Origin of the sequence: Streptomyces sp. NBC_00162 (assembly GCF_024611995.1) — a bacterium.
In the GTDB taxonomy this organism is placed as follows: domain Bacteria; phylum Actinomycetota; class Actinomycetes; order Streptomycetales; family Streptomycetaceae; genus Streptomyces.
The window spans coordinates 7,097,933-7,111,991 of the sequence record NZ_CP102509.1 but is presented as its reverse complement, the minus strand read 5'-3'; the positions used below and the strand labels follow the sequence as shown (position 1 = coordinate 7,111,991).

Annotated in this window: 13 protein-coding genes; 5 read left to right on the top strand and 8 right to left on the bottom strand. The window is 71.1% G+C overall.

The genetic code is table 11. The features are described from left to right. Positions 1–28: 28 nt before the first annotated feature. The 3 genes from JIW86_RS33065 to JIW86_RS33055 form a co-directional block, all read right to left on the bottom strand. Positions 29–1,030, bottom strand: a complete 1,002-nt coding sequence (locus tag JIW86_RS33065) for a ParB/RepB/Spo0J family partition protein (RefSeq protein WP_257557542.1) — start codon at positions 1,028–1,030, stop codon at positions 29–31. Positions 1,031–1,228: 198 nt separating this feature from the next. Continuing rightward, positions 1,229–2,134, bottom strand: coding sequence for a UTP--glucose-1-phosphate uridylyltransferase GalU (gene galU, locus JIW86_RS33060; protein WP_257557540.1), 906 nt, complete (start codon positions 2,132–2,134; stop codon positions 1,229–1,231). 57 nt (positions 2,135–2,191) lie between these two features. Continuing rightward, on the bottom strand, positions 2,192–2,779 hold the full coding sequence (locus JIW86_RS33055) for a TetR/AcrR family transcriptional regulator (protein WP_257557538.1): 588 nt from the start codon (positions 2,777–2,779) through the stop codon (positions 2,192–2,194). Positions 2,780–3,078: 299 nt separating this feature from the next. Between JIW86_RS33055 and JIW86_RS33050 the strand changes: the two genes are divergently transcribed. Further along, on the top strand, positions 3,079–4,362 hold the full coding sequence (locus tag JIW86_RS33050) for a transposase (RefSeq protein ID WP_257557536.1): 1,284 nt from the start codon (positions 3,079–3,081) through the stop codon (positions 4,360–4,362). A gap of 71 nt (positions 4,363–4,433) precedes the next feature. On the opposite strand, the gene JIW86_RS33045 is transcribed toward JIW86_RS33050, so the two are convergent. The 3 genes from JIW86_RS33045 to JIW86_RS33035 form a co-directional block, all read right to left on the bottom strand. After that, positions 4,434–5,801, bottom strand: a complete 1,368-nt coding sequence (locus JIW86_RS33045) for a phosphomannomutase/phosphoglucomutase (protein WP_257557535.1) — start codon at positions 5,799–5,801, stop codon at positions 4,434–4,436. A 105-nt stretch (positions 5,802–5,906) separates the two neighbouring features. Further along, positions 5,907–6,884: an NAD-dependent epimerase/dehydratase family protein gene (locus JIW86_RS33040; protein ID WP_257557534.1), complete on the bottom strand. Its 978-nt coding sequence runs from the start codon at positions 6,882–6,884 to the stop codon at positions 5,907–5,909. Further along, a complete protein-coding gene (locus JIW86_RS33035) occupies positions 6,881–7,546 on the bottom strand; it encodes a ScbR family autoregulator-binding transcription factor (RefSeq protein WP_215149621.1) in 666 nt (221 codons plus the stop codon). The genes JIW86_RS33040 and JIW86_RS33035 overlap by 4 nt, the downstream gene beginning before the upstream one ends. Positions 7,547–7,650: 104 nt before the next feature. On the opposite strand from JIW86_RS33035, the gene JIW86_RS33030 reads away from it, so the two are divergent. Both JIW86_RS33030 and JIW86_RS33025 read left to right on the top strand, forming a co-directional pair. Further along, positions 7,651–8,619 (top strand): ScbA/BarX family gamma-butyrolactone biosynthesis protein, encoded by a 969-nt coding sequence (locus JIW86_RS33030; RefSeq protein WP_257557533.1) that lies wholly within the window; start codon positions 7,651–7,653, stop codon positions 8,617–8,619. A 164-nt stretch (positions 8,620–8,783) separates the two neighbouring features. Continuing rightward, positions 8,784–10,487 (top strand): carbohydrate binding domain-containing protein, encoded by a 1,704-nt coding sequence (locus JIW86_RS33025; protein WP_416237629.1) that lies wholly within the window; start codon positions 8,784–8,786, stop codon positions 10,485–10,487. A gap of 12 nt (positions 10,488–10,499) precedes the next feature. Here the strand turns inward: JIW86_RS33025 and JIW86_RS33020 are convergent, their stop codons facing one another. Beyond that, on the bottom strand, positions 10,500–11,441 hold the full coding sequence (locus JIW86_RS33020; protein ID WP_257557531.1) for a nucleoside hydrolase: 942 nt from the start codon (positions 11,439–11,441) through the stop codon (positions 10,500–10,502). A gap of 147 nt (positions 11,442–11,588) precedes the next feature. Between JIW86_RS33020 and JIW86_RS33015 the strand changes: the two genes are divergently transcribed. Continuing rightward, complete coding sequence (locus JIW86_RS33015; RefSeq protein WP_257557526.1) at positions 11,589–13,346, top strand: tetratricopeptide repeat protein; 1,758 nt, start codon at positions 11,589–11,591, stop codon at positions 13,344–13,346. A 3-nt stretch (positions 13,347–13,349) separates the two neighbouring features. On the opposite strand, the gene JIW86_RS33010 is transcribed toward JIW86_RS33015, so the two are convergent. Then, on the bottom strand, positions 13,350–13,709 hold the full coding sequence (locus tag JIW86_RS33010) for a zinc ribbon domain-containing protein YjdM (RefSeq protein WP_257557524.1): 360 nt from the start codon (positions 13,707–13,709) through the stop codon (positions 13,350–13,352). A gap of 258 nt (positions 13,710–13,967) precedes the next feature. Here JIW86_RS33010 and kdpF point away from each other — a divergent pair, with 258 nt between their 5' ends. Next, on the top strand, positions 13,968–14,057 hold the full coding sequence (gene kdpF, locus JIW86_RS33005) for a K(+)-transporting ATPase subunit F (RefSeq protein WP_215149616.1): 90 nt from the start codon (positions 13,968–13,970) through the stop codon (positions 14,055–14,057). Positions 14,058–14,059: the final 2 nt, after the last annotated feature.

Genomic DNA, 14,059 nt, shown 5'->3' with positions numbered 1-14,059 from the left:
TACATCCTTTCCATCACAACGGAGGCCTTCAGCTCGAAGGCCGGTACTTGCCGGGGAAGCCGGCTGGGGCAGGGGTTTGCGCCGAGGCACGGCGCCGTAGTTCTTCGGACAGTTCCTGCCAGTCCCGCGCGCACTGGGCGGCCGCGGCGGCCGCCGTCTCGGCGCGGTACGGGGGTATCGCGGCGACGATCCGCTCCCACTGGCGCAATCCGCTCACCTGGAGGTCGAGCATGCGCAGCAGGAGCCTGCCCGCCTCGCTCAGCCTGAGCAGGGGGTCCTTGCACAGGCTGGTGACCAGTACGGGCAGTGGCTGCCCGCGGCCCCGGGCGGGCACCGGGGGCGGGGCGGGGGCGTTGCCGGAGCGCCGCTGGACCGCGGGCACGGGATCCGCTCCCTCGCCGATCCGGCGCCGGACGTCCCGTACGGTCGAGGGCGCGATGCCCGCCTCCCGAGCGATCTGCCGCAGGGAGGCCGTGGGACGGCCTGCCAGCAGCCGGGCCGCGGCCTCCCTCCCGCGTACGGGATCGGCCGGCCGGATGCGGCCGTCCTGGCCGACGCGGCCCGGCGGATCGGGCGCGGGACCGGCGCGGCGTCGCAGTGCCCCGACGGTCTTGGCCGCCAGGCCGGTCCGCTGCGCGATGCCGCGATCGGACCAGTCCGGATGGGACCGCAGTATCCGTAACGCCGCGGCCGTCCGCTCCGCGTGCGTCAGCGGGAGCCCGTGACTGATGTTGGCCTCGACCGAGAGGACGAACGCGTCCTCCGCGCTGCCGTCGAAGTACGTGACCGCCACCGTGTCCTGCCCGCGCAGTACGGCGGCCCGCAGCCGGTGCGTTCCGTCGATGATCCGCATGGTGTCGCGGTGCACGAGCAGCGGCGGCAGTGTCCGGCCGGATTGGGCGAGGCCGTGTGCATGGCTCTCGTCCACGCGGACGACACGCGGGGAGTCCGCGGCGAGCAGCGCGCCGACCGGTACCTCGACGGCGCTGTCGGGGGTGTCGGCCGCGCTGGTCGCGTTCGGCTTGCCCATGAAGTTCACCTCCCTTCGTGCACTCGATGCTTCGGCCGCCGGTCCGCTCGTCGGCCCCGGGGAAGAAATTACGTAACTACCGTTCGGTAACCCAACCTGCGGCCGAACTCCGTTGAGATCTGGGCAACTTGGCGAAGTAGCCGTTCCCCGGGGTGGGCGACCGCGGAAGATCCCCGGTCGCCCACCGGGCCGCGCGGCTCACACCCCGACGAGCTCCTCCGAGCGCACGAACTCCTTCAGCCAGGCAAGGAATTCGGGCCCCAGATCCGCCCGTTCACAGGCGAGCCTGACCGTCGCGCGCAGGTACTCGGCACGGTCCCCGGTGTCGTAGCGCCGACCCGAGAAGACGACTCCGCGCACGGGACGGCCCGCCTGGACCAGGGCGCGCAGCGCGTCCGTCAGCTGGATCTCGCCGCCGCGTCCGGGGCTCGTACCCCGCAGAACCTCGAAGATCTCGGGGTCGAGGAGGTAGCGGCCGATGATGGCGAGGTTGCTGGGCGCGGTGCCGGGCTCCGGCTTCTCGACCAGTTCGGTGATGCGTACGCCCGCACCGCCCGCCCGCTCCTCCACCGCGGCGCAGCCGTACTGGTGGATCGCGTCCGGATCCACCTCCATGAGGGCGACGACGCTGCCGCCGTGCTGGGCGCGCACCTCGGCCATCCGGGCCAGCAGCGGGTCCCGGGGGTCGATCAGGTCGTCGGCCAGGAGTACGGCGAACGGCTCCTGGCCGACGTGGGGGGCGGCGCAGAGGACGGCGTGGCCGAGCCCCTTGGGGTCCCGCTGGCGCACGTAGTGGATGTCGGCGAGCTCGGTGGAGGCGCAGACGCTGTCGAGCTTGTCCTGATCGCCCCGTCGCTGGAGGGCCTCCTCCAGCTCGTAGTTGCGGTCGAAGTGGTCCTCGAGCGGCCGCTTGTTGCGTCCGGTGACCATGAGGATGTCGGACATCCCCGCCGCGACCGCCTCTTCCACCACGTACTGGATGGCCGGCTTGTCGACCACCGGCAGCATTTCCTTCGGGGTGGCCTTGGTCAGCGGGAGGAAACGCGTGCCGAGTCCCGCAGCGGGGATGACTGCCTTGGTTATGCGATGAGGTGTGGAATTCATGCCGCTGACGCTAGAGGGCGCCGCACGCCATCGGCTTGAATTCTCCGTGTTTTCCGCCTACTTGGGCATTTCCGGTTTCGGCTCCGGCGCCGCGATGCCCCGCCGGATGAGCCGCCACAGCTCTCTGACCTCGGCGACGATCGCACCGGTGCCGCCGACCCGGCCGCGGCGCGCCCGTACGACGACACCTCCCACCAGATGGGCCGTCAGCAGGGCGGCCGGGCGCGGGTCGACGTCGGGGCTCAGCTGCCCTTGTTCGGCGGCCTGCTCGAGCAGCTCCCTGACCTCCGGGAACCAGCAGCTGCACCATGCCGGACCTGCACCGACACGCTCCTGGGTGAGCCGGGCGGCGGCGCGCACGACCGCGTCCTCCTCGATCAGACAGCCCAGTTCGAGGACGAGCGCGGAGACGGTGTCCAACGCCGGTCCACCGCGGCCTGTCACGTCCTCGACCACTCTGCGGGTGGCCTCCCGCCCCGAATCCTCGACGGCCGAGGCCAGTTCCCCCTTCGCGGAAAAGTGAAAGGTGAGGGCTCCTATGGATATGCCGGCGGAGCGGCTCAGCCGGGATAATGACGTCCCGTCATATCCGTTGCGGTCGAATTCAGCGGCGGCCACCGAGATCAGATGATTTCGGGTGCGCACGCCGCGCTCTTGCTTTACCACTGCACAATCACTGCCATCCAGGTCGTTCCTGACTCGCCAATACGTCCTAGGTCGGGATGGCGACCTCCAGCGTCGCCCCGGGTGCCGACCACGCACAACGCCGACTTGACGAAGAAGCACCCGCACCCCCGCCACCGCCGTCCTCACGACGTACCCCGGCTACCAACGTGCCCAAGTCGCGGGGAGGGCGCCACTCCTACGCTAGAAAAAAAACGAACGTTCTGTATTCTGATGGTACCTACGACGCACGCCGGCGTCCGCAGCGAAGGGGGAGACAGATGACGGCACACACGAGGAGCAGAGCTCTGGTTGCCGGGGACAGCGCCCTGGACGAGTTCACCGAACGCCTCTTCGGCCACTTACCGAGAGCCGACCAGCGCCGCTGGGCCCGGGTCTACCTGCAGGGACTGCTGACCACCCCGGGCAAGAAGTCCGTACGGAGGCTCGCCGCGTCCGTGACGGAGTCCCCCACCGCCTCCCAGTCCTTGCAGCAGTTCATCAACGCGAGCCCCTGGGACTGGGATCCGGCGCGCACCGAACTGCTCCGCTGGGTGGAGGAACGACACACGGTGCACGCCTGGACGATCGGGCAGGTGGCCTTCCCCAAGCGCGGCGAGCACTCGGTCGGCGTGCACCGCCGCTTCGACCCCGCCGCCGGACGCATCGTCAACTGCCAGTACGGCTTCGGCCTCTTCCTGTCCCTGGGCGGCATGAGCGCGCCCGTCGACTGGCGGCTGCTGCTTCCCGAGACCTGGTCGGCGGATCCCGCGATGCGCCGCCGGGCACGCATCTCACCGGAGGTCGCGCACCAGACCCCGGAATCCCTCGTCCTCGAGCTCATCGACTCGATCGCAGCCCGCACCTCGTCGGTGCGCGCCCCCGTGATCGCCGACTTCAGCCGCCTGAACGGCGCCGCCACGCTGATCGGGATGCTCGGCCGACGAGGCCACGACTTCCTGGTGTCCGTCCCGCCGACCCTTCCGGTCAGCGCCGCCGGGCTGACGCACGGGGCCGAGCCAGCCCGGAGTCCTTCCCGGGCTCCGGTGCGGACGCAGGCCCGGACGCCGGTACGGATGCCCGTACGGACGGCTGTGCACGCGACCACCGCGGGCGACTTCGCTCGTCTGGGGAACACCAGCCATCCGTACGCCGCGCTGCACACCGGCCCCGGCGCGCCACCGCAGCGGCTGCGCATCCACTCGGGTCTGGTCCGGGTGCCGGGCGGGGAAACGGGGGGCCCGGGGGCGCAGCAGACCTACCGTCTGTTCGGCGAAAGGCGCCCGGGACCCGGTCTGCGGGGCGGTCCGGTCTGGCTCACCAACATGAGCCGCCACCGGATGGACGACCTGCTGTTCCTCGCCCGGGAGTCGGCCCGGTCCGCCGCGGCCCTCGGCACGCTGGCGGACGAGTTCGGCCTCCTCGACTTCGAAGGCCGGTCCTTCCCTGGCTGGCACCACCACATGACGCTGATGTCCGCCGCGTTCGCGTACAAGGCCGTTCCGGTGGCCCTGCGGGAGCGGCAGGAGTACGCACCGCCGCTCGATGTACGCCGGTCCGCCTGAACGAGCCGGACGTGTCCGGGTGCGGCGGGGCTGCTCGCAGCCCCGCCGCGTGCGAAGTCAGGCGCGGATCGTCAGGCGCGGATCAGCGCGAGGATTTCGTCGCGGACCTTGGCCAGGGTGGCCTCGTCGCGGGCCTCCACGTTCAACCGCAGCAGCGGTTCGGTGTTGGAGGCACGGACGTTGAACCACCAGTCCGCACCGGTGGCGGTCAGGCCGTCCAGCTCGTCCACCGTGACGTCCTCACGGCCGCCGTAGACGGCCTTGACCGCCGCCAGCCGGCCCGCCTGGTCCGCGACCGTCGAATTGATCTCCCCCGAGCCCGCGTAACGGTCATAGGAAGCCACCAGAGCCGACAGCGGACCGTCCTGGCCGCCCAGGGCCGCCAGCACGTGCAGCGCGGCCAGCATCCCGGTGTCCGCGTTCCAGAAATCCTTGAAGTAGTAGTGCGCCGAGTGCTCACCACCGAAGATCGCACCCGTCTTCGCCATCTCCTCCTTGATGAAGGAATGCCCCACCCGGGTACGGACCGGGGTGCCGCCGTTCTCCCGGACCACCTCCGGCACCGACCAGGAGGTGATCAGGTTGTGGATCACCGTGCCCGTGCCGCCGTTGCGGGCCAGCTCACGCGCCGCCACCAGCGCCGTGATCGCCGACGGGGAGACGCCCTGGCCGCGCTCGTCCACGATGAAGCAGCGGTCCGCGTCCCCGTCGAACGCGATGCCCAGGTCCGCGCCCTCCGCCAGCACACGGGCCTGCAGGTCCACGATGTTCTTCGGATCCAGCGGGTTCGCCTCGTGGTTGGGGAACGTGCCGTCCAGCTCGAAGTACATCGGGACCAGGTCCAGCGGCAGGCCCTCGAACACGGTGGGGACGGTGTGGCCGCCCATGCCGTTGCCCGCGTCCACGACCACCTTCAGCGGACGGATCACCGTCAGGTCCACCAGAGCGCGCAGATGCGCCGCGTAACCGGCCAGCGAGTCCCGCTCGGTGACCGTGCCCGCGACCGTGCCCGCCGCGATCTCCGGGGCGCCCTCATCGGACCACTTCTCCACCAGCTCACGGATCTGCGACAGACCCGTGTCCTGACCCACCGGAGCCGCACCCGCCCGGCACAGCTTGATGCCGTTGTACTTGGCCGGATTGTGCGAGGCCGTGAACATCGCACCCGGCAGATTCATCGACCCCGACGCGTAGTACAGCTGGTCCGTCGAGCACAGACCGATCAGCGTCACGTCCACACCCCGGGCAGCCGCACCACGCGCGAAAGCAGCCGACAGACCCGGCGACGACGGCCGCATGTCATGACCGATCACGATCGCCGAAGCACCCGCCACCTCGACGAACGCGGCACCGAACAGCTCCGCCAACGACTCGTCCCACTCGTCCGGCACGACACCACGCACGTCATACGCCTTGACGATGTTCGAAAGGTCGGGCATTTCCACTCCTTCAGGGGGTGACCGTCGGTGTTCCGGACGCTACCCGCCGCCCTCCCCGCCAGGGCCCGCCCGCCCCCATCCCGCTGAGGCTTTGGCAGATCGCCGTCACCCCGGGACGAGCCCGCCCCTCTCCCCGTACCACTGCGCCGCCCGGCCGAGCCGCGCCAGCGGTCCGGGCCCCGGTGCGATCCCCGCGAGCCGCCATGCCTCGTCGGCGCGGTACCAGTGGTCCCGGGCCAGCAGCGTGAACTGGCGCTCGCTCACCCAACCCGGGGTCCCGGCCAGGGCGTCCAGGCACGTGGGCCACGGCCAGTCGCCGGCGGGGCGCTGCGGCAGCACCCGGTGGCCGGCGAGGGCGGTCATGAGGTCCCGGTTGCGCACCGGCTCCGGATGGTGGGCGTGCAGGACGCCCGAGGCCCTGGCCGCGTCGCCACTGCCACTGCCGCCGCCACTGCCGCCGCCGAGCGCGAATGCCACGATGAGCCGCGCCAGGTCGTCGACGTCGACGAACGAGGCCAGCCCCTCGCCTCCGCCCCACCCGGCCGGTACCCGCCGGAAGGCGTCGACGAGAGCCGGTATGACCCACCGGTCGCCCGTCCCCAGCACCAGCCCCGCGCGCAGGACGAGTCCCCCCGCCTCGAGCACCGGTTCCTCGCCCGCCAGCCGGCTGCGGCTGGCCGGCGATACCGGGGCGGGTGTCAGCTCGCCGACGTCCTGTCCGCGATGCGGCCCCGGCCCGTAGACCGCGCAAGTCGACAGCTGGACGATGCGCCCCACGCCCGCCCGCCTCGCCTCGGCCACCAGGGCTTCGGTCCCGGCGGAGTTGACCGCGGCGCACCGTTCGGCGTCCGGTCCGATGTAGGAGGCCAGCGACAGCAGGACGTCCGCGCCGTCGCACACCCCGCGCAGGGACTCCGCGGCGGCCAGATCCGCGTCGACCCAGCGCACCCCGTGCGCCGTGGCCGGAGGCGTACGGGACACCGCGCGCACCACCGCCTGCGGCGCCTGCGCGGCCAGCCGGCGCAGCACCGCCGACCCCACGAAGCCCGTCGCCCCGGTGACGACGACGTGAGGCGCGCTCACACCAGTTGCTCCGGTTCCGCCGGCTGCGACGGCTGCGCCGGCCGCAAGGTCAGGCGCACGTTCGCGCGGGTGTCGTCCGTGGCGACGGCGGGCAGCAGGTAGCGCCACAGCGAGGCGATCCGCTGCGGCAGGTCGGCCCGTCCGGTGGACGCCTGGGAGAAGAGCTGCGCCCCGGTGAAGGAGCTGACCAGGACCCACGCCAGCTCGTGGTCGTCGATGTCCGGCTGGAGCTCCCCCTTGGCCCGCGCGAAGCGCAGCTGCTGGCGGAACTCGAGGACCCAGGCCTGGTACGCGACGTCATCGCGCAGGCCGAACTCCCCCTGCTCCACCGCCAGTCGTACGCCGGCCCGGAGCACCGGATTGTGCTGGAGCTGCTCGGCCAGGTAGAGCGTGATGTCCACCAGGTGCTGTAGCCCGTCCTCCCCCTCGGGAAACTCCAGGCCGTCGCCCTGCCCGACCATCACGGCGTAGGCGAGCTCCTCCTTCGAGCCGAAGTGGAAGTACATCCCGCCCTGCGTGACGTCCGCCCGCTTCATGATCTTGCTGATACTGGCTCCGCTGAAACCGAACTCGTCGAAGACCTCCGCCGCCGCGCGCAGGATGGCCGCTCTGGTCTGAACTGCCCTTAGCTGAGGCGCGCGTTGCCGCTTACGGTCCGACATCGGGGTACCTAACTTCCTCGACAAAAAAAACGAACATCCTTTATTTTAGAACCCACCGCCGCACAGCACCAGCTCATGTCCGACGTTTCAAGGGGGGCTCAACCATGACTGTGTCAGCTGACCACTCCGCCTCGCCCGTCACCGCACTCAGCAGCGCGTTACCGAGGGAGTACGTGCACAAGAGCGCTCACTCCGAAGTCCTGCTCACGGGCTGGCGTGCCGTCGCGCCCGACGAGTACGTCATCACCGCCCAGTGGCCGCGCGCCCACAGCTTCTACTCGCCGGACGCGAGCGGCCATCACGATCCCCTCCTCCTCGCCGAATCGGTCCGCCAGGCCATCCCGCTCCTGAGCCACGTCGCGTACGACGTCCCCTTCGGGCACCGGCAGATCTGGGACACGTTCTCCTACTCGATGAACGCAGAGGCCCTGGCGGTCGGTTCGACGCCGGCCGACATCGTGCTGCGGATCAGCTGCTCGGGCGTCACGCGCCGGGGCCGAAGACTGGCCGGGCTCACGATGCACGTCACGGCCACGCGCGACGGGGCGTTCCTGGGCACCGCCGAGGCCCGCTTCACCAACCAGCCGCCGGCCGTCTACCAGCGCCTGCGCGGCAGCAACGCGGACCTCGACCAGGTGGCCGCCCGCATCATCCCGCTCCCGCCGCCGCTGACGCCCCGCCGCGTGGGCCGCGACCGCTTCCACGACGTGGTCCTCTCCGCGACGAGCTCCACCCATCGCACCCAGCTCCGGGCCGACATCAACCACCCGATCCTCTTCGACCACCCCGTCGACCACGCCCCGGGCATGCTGCTCCTGGAGGCAGTCCGCCAGGCCGCGTACGGCTGCACCTTCCCGCGGCGAGGGGTCCTGACCGACCTGGAGATACGGTTCTTCCGCTACGCGGAGCTCAACTCGCCCTGCTGGATCGAGACGACCCCCACCCCCGACGGGACGGCCGCAGCGGGCCGCCTCCCCGTTCGCGTCTCGGCCCGGCAGAACGGCGAGGACGTCTTCACCGCCACCGCGACGATCACCGCGGCGCCCGCCCGCTCCCTCTGCCCCGCCCTCTGACGCGGCGTCCGGTGTTCCGGCACGAGTCATGCGCAGCCGCCGGAACACCGGGCGACCGGCCCACCGCCCAATTGGTCCAGACCTATTGACGGCGGTCCATCCGGAGGAATAGGTTCCCGGCCACGCTCCCCGTGCCGCACCCCTCACCTCCCGGAGGCACTCCCTTGCGCACCCGCAGCAGCACGCGCACCCGTTCCCATAGTCGTACTCGCACTCGCCTGGCCTGCGGTCTGGGCGCCACCCTGCTCGGCGCGGCCGCCGTGCTGAGCGCGCCCGGATCGGCGTTCGGTGCCAACCTCCTCACGAACGGCGGCTTCGAGGCGGCCGGTACGCCGACCGGCTGGTCCTGTACCGGCGGCCTGGGCTCGGTCGTGGCCTCGCCCGTCCACGGCGGCACCAAGGCGCTGGCCGGCGCGGCCGGCAACAGCGACAACGCGAAGTGCACCCAGACCGTCGCCGTCCAGCCCAACACCACTTACACGCTCTCCGCGTGGGTCCGCGGCAATTACGTGTACCTCGGCGTCACGGGCGGATCCTCCACCTGGACGCCCTCCGCCACCGCCTATACGAAGCTCACCGTCTCCTTCACCACCGGCGCCTCCCAGACCAGCGCCGAGATCTACGTCAACGGCTGGTACGGACAAGGCACTTACTACGCCGACGACATCAGCCTGGACGGCCCCGGCGGCGGCGCCGACACCGTTGCCCCGACCACGCCGGGCAGTCTCACCTCCACCGGCAAGACCTCCTCCAGCGTCTCGCTGGCCTGGGGGGCCTCCACCGACAACGTCGGCGTCACCGGCTACGACGTCTACCAGGGCGCCACCAAGGTGGCCACGTCCACCACCACCGGTGCGACCGTCACCGGACTCGCCGCGAACACCGCGTACGGCTTCACCGTCCGCGCCCGCGACCTGGCGGGCAACACCTCACCCGCCTCGAACAGCGTCAGCGTCACCACCGACAACACGACCACCCCGGCCGGCTTCAAGCAGGCCGCTCCGTACCTCTACCTCGGATGGGGCAATCCGCCGAGCGCGACCACGGTGATGAACGCGACCGGCGCGAAGTGGTTCACCATGGCGTTCATCCTCTCCTCGGGCGGCTGCAACCCGGCCTGGGACGGCCAGCGCGCCCTCACCGGCGGGATCGACCAGAGCACCATCAGCTCGATCCGGGCCGCGGGCGGCGACATCGTCCCGTCCGTCGGCGGCTGGCAGGGCAATAAGCTCGGCCCCAACTGCGCCACCCCCGAGGCCCTGGCGGGCGCGTACCAGAAGGTGATCGACGCGTACGGCCTCAAGGCCATCGACGTCGACATCGAGAACACGGACGAGTTCGAGAACGCCGTGGTCCAGGACCGCATCCTGGGCGCCCTCAAGATCGTCAAGCAGAACAACCCCGGCCTGAAGACCATCCTCACCTTCGGCACCAGCACCACGGGCCCGACCTCCTGGGGCAACCGGCTGATCGAGCAGGCCAGGGCACTGGGCGCCGACATCGATGTCTTCACCATCATGCCGTTCGACTTCGGCAACGCCTCGACCGACATGTACGCCGGCACGGTCAGCGCCACCGAAGGCCTCAAGACCAAACTCAAGGCCACCTTCGGCTGGGACGACGCCACCGCCTACTCCCACATCGGCATCTCCGGCATGAACGGCATCAGCGACACCCAGGAGACCACCACCCTTCAGAACTGGACCGACATCCGCAACTGGGCCAACTCCCACCACATCGCGCGGCTCGCCTTCTGGTCCGTCAACCGCGACCGCGGCTGCCCCGGCGGCGGACTGCAGGAGAGCTGCTCCGGCATCGCCCAGAACGACTGGCAGTTCACCTCCATCACGGCCGGCTTCACCGGCTGATTCACGGCTGATTCACGTACGGGAGCCCAGCGCCGCCACGGCGTCGACCAGCCGGTCCCAGAACAGCTCGGTCTCCAGGGTCACCGCGACCTGCGCGTTGACCGGGAGGTCCAGGGAACGGTGGAGGTCGACGACCGTGGCTCCCCGCGTGTACTGGCCGCGCAGCTCCACGACCACGCTCGCCGGTACGCAGTGCACGAGTCCGGGCTCGATGACCCGGGCGACCGCGACGGGGTCGTGCAGCGGCGGACTCTCGAAGCCCCACAGGCGGCGGTAGGTGGCGGCGAAGAACGACATCAGTCCGGCGCAGGTACGGCCGAGCTCGGTGCCGAGCCCCTCGAAGCGGGCCAGCACCTCGGGGGTGGCGAGCGCCTGGTGGGTCACGTTGAGGCCGCACATGGTGATCGGCACACCGCTGCGGAAGACGATGTCCGCGGCCTCCGGATCGGCCTGGATGTTGAACTCGGCGGCCGGAGTGCGGTTGCCGCGCTCGGTGGAACCGCCCATGAGGACGATCTCGCGGATGTGCGCGGCAGCGTCGGGGTACCGGGTCAGCAGCAGGGCGATGTTGGTCAGGGGCGCCGTCGGCACGAGGGTGACGGGCTCCGGGTGCGTGGTCAGGATCCGGTGGATGAGTTCCACGGCGTGCTCGGGGACCACGTCCACGGTGGGTTCGGGGAACCGCGGCCCGTCCATGCCCGATTCCCCGTGGACGTCGTCCGCCACCACCAGCGGCTGCACCAGCGGGCGGTCGCAGCCGGCCGCGATGGGCACGCCGGTGATGCCCGCGACCGTGCAGACGCGGCGCGCGTTCAAGGTGGTCTTGGCGAGCGTCTGGTTGCCTGCGACCGTGGTGATGGCGAGCAGGTCGACCGCGGGGTCACCCGCCGCCAGCATGATCGCCAGGGCATCGTCGTGGCCGGGATCGCAGTCGATGATGATCGGAACAGGCACACTCACTCCTCGGGCATCCGGGGCATCAGGGGCATCCCCCGCACCAAGTCTGCCTCTTCCCGGGCCGCGTCCGGTCCGGTGGAACCGTCCCCCGGCGCCAGGACGTGATGAAGCGGGGACGTTCCGTGCGAGGAGGGGCAGGGGCAGATGACCGATCAGGGTGGACCGGGCGCCGAGCGGGAGCTGAGCGACGCGCGGCGGGACGCCGACGCGTCCCGCTTACTGGCCCGTGCCGATCCCGCCGAGTACCTCTCCGGGTTCGCACTCTGCCTGTACCGGCTCGGCGCTCTGCTGATGGAACGGCCCGAACAGCACCAGGAGTTGGCCGAAGTCCTGGCAGAGGCCGTCGAGGTCACCCGGCGCCTCGCCGACGGGGACCGGGGGGCCTGGCTGCCGAGCCTGGCCATGACCCTCGGCCAACGCGCCCTGATCCTGGGCCTCCTGCGCCGCCGCGGCGAGGCCCGCGCCCTGGCCGCGGAGGCCACCGACCTGTACCGCGAGCTCGCGCACCGGGATCCCGGCAGGTATCTCCCCGACCTGGCCTCGGCGTTGACCAACCTCGGCAACCAGCTGGCCGAACTGGGACAGCACCACGAAGCACTCGACCGGATGCGCGAAGGCGTCGAGGTGCGCCGTGGCCTGGCCGCGCGGCAGCCGGGCTCAGCCGATCTCGAACTCGCCTCGTCGCTGGTGGAACTGGGCGTCAAGCTCGGCGAGATGGGCCACCACGCGGAAGCGGCGGGCGTCCTGCGCGACGCGATCGGCCGGTACCGCCGCCACACCGGCTCCCCGCTCGCCCAGTCCCTGCTCGCCGAGCCCCCGCTCGCCAAAGATGTGGCCGACCACTGGGTGGCCCTCGTCAGCCTCACCCATGAACTGTCCGAACTCGGCCGCGGGGACGAGACCGGCCCGTACCGCGAGGAGGCCGCGGCCGTCTACCGCCGACTCGCCCGCACCGGCCCGCACCTGCTCGCCTTCGTGACCGCCGTGGCACGGCGCAACGGCATCACCCTCGGCGAGGACGGCCGGTTCGAGCACCCGCGGTCCACGGCCGGCCGGCGTCCCTCCGATGCCCCCGACCCGGCCGTCCTGGCCCGCATCCGGAAGCTGAACGAGCAGGGCCTGCGCCTGGCCTCGGCCGGCAGTCTCGACCTGGCCGTCGGCATGCTCCGCGACGCCGTCGACCTGTGCCGCCGGGCCGCCGAAGTCACGCCGGGCATGTCGATCGCGCTGGCGCGCTCCTTGCACAACCTGGGTCTGGCCGAGGCGTGGAGCGGTCACCGCGCCGAGGCCCTGGCCGCCGTGGACGAGGCGGTGCACCTGTGCCGGCGCACCGTCGAGGCAGCGCCCCACCTGGTGCGCCCGCTCATGGCGGACGCGCTCGACAGCCTCGGCAGCCGGCTTTCGGTGCTCGGCCGCCACCACGACGCGCTCGTTCCGGCCGAGGAGTCCATCCGCCTCCACCGGGAACTCGCCCGGGAGGACCCCACCAACCGACTGCCGGAGCTGGCCCGGGCGCTGAACAACCTCGGCGTCCGGCTCACCGACGCCGACCGTCACGAGGAATCGCTCGCCGTCGCGCGGGAGGCGGTGGACCTGTACCGCCGGCTACGGTCGGCCGAGCCGGAGGGCGACCACCTGTCCGGGCTGATCCACGGTCTGTCCAACCTCGGCCTCCGGCTGGCCCGGGCCGGGTACGACGACGAGGTGCTCGCGCCCACCACGGAAGCCGTGGACCTGCTGGAGGACCTGGCCTTGATCCACCCCGGCAACGACGTCGCCGCCCTCGCGGAGAGCCTGGCGTGGCTCGGCCACCGCCTCAGCGGGAACGGCCACCGCCGGGAAGGACGCGCCGCCACCCGGGCCGCCGAGGACCTGCGGCGCAGGTCGGCCGTCCGGCGGTGACGATCAGCCCTTCCGGACCACGCTGGACTTCAGCTGCATGGGGCCGAACCCCTCGATCTTGCAGTCGATGTCGTGACCGTCGACACCGTCGACGAGGCGGATGTTGCGCACCTTGGTGCCCGCCTTGATGCCGGACGTGCTGCCCTTGACCTTCAGACCCTTGACGACCGTCACGGTGTCGCCATCAGTCAGTACGTTGCCGACCGCGTCCTTGACGACCCGCTCCTCGGAGGCGCCGCCGCCGGCCTCGGCGGAGGCGGGGGACCACTCGTGTCCGCACTCGGGGCAGACGAGGAGCACACCCATTTCGTACGCGTAGGCGCTGGCGCATTCGGGGCAGGGAGGCAAAGGAGTCTCGGTCACCGAAACAGTCTATTTCAGGCCGTCGGGCGGCTCCGGCGTCAGGGGGGCGTCAAGAGCGCCCGTGCCCCCGTATGGAGCCCGTCAAAGTGGCTTAACGCCGGGGTGAAGACACGGTTATCTCGATATCGGCCAGCCACCTGGCCGATTCGATTCTTCCCTCTTCACTCAGGAGCTCGCGATGGCCGATCTGGCCTTCGTCGTCACCACGGTCGCGGTGTTCGCGCTGGTGGCTCTCATCGCCCGGGGGGTGACCAAGCTGTGACCGCCGAAAACGTCGTCGGCCTCGTCGTGGCCGTCTCCCTGCTCGGATACCTCGTCCTCGCCCTTGTGTACCCGGAGAGGTTCTGAGC

What these genes read in the sequence shown, in the direction of transcription:
- JIW86_RS33065 (WP_257557542.1), bottom strand. Translation starts at nt 1,030, where the DNA reads ATGGGCAAGCCGAACGCGACCAGCGCGGCCGACACCCCCGACAGCGCC.
- galU (WP_257557540.1), bottom strand. Translation starts at nt 2,134, where the DNA reads ATGAATTCCACACCTCATCGCATAACCAAGGCAGTCATCCCCGCTGCG.
- JIW86_RS33050 (WP_257557536.1), top strand. Translation starts at nt 3,079, where the DNA reads ATGACGGCACACACGAGGAGCAGAGCTCTGGTTGCCGGGGACAGCGCC.
- JIW86_RS33045 (WP_257557535.1), bottom strand. Translation starts at nt 5,801, where the DNA reads ATGCCCGACCTTTCGAACATCGTCAAGGCGTATGACGTGCGTGGTGTC.
- JIW86_RS33035 (WP_215149621.1), bottom strand. Translation starts at nt 7,546, where the DNA reads ATGTCGGACCGTAAGCGGCAACGCGCGCCTCAGCTAAGGGCAGTTCAG.
- JIW86_RS33030 (WP_257557533.1), top strand. Translation starts at nt 7,651, where the DNA reads ATGACTGTGTCAGCTGACCACTCCGCCTCGCCCGTCACCGCACTCAGC.
- JIW86_RS33015 (WP_257557526.1), top strand. Translation starts at nt 11,589, where the DNA reads ATGACCGATCAGGGTGGACCGGGCGCCGAGCGGGAGCTGAGCGACGCG.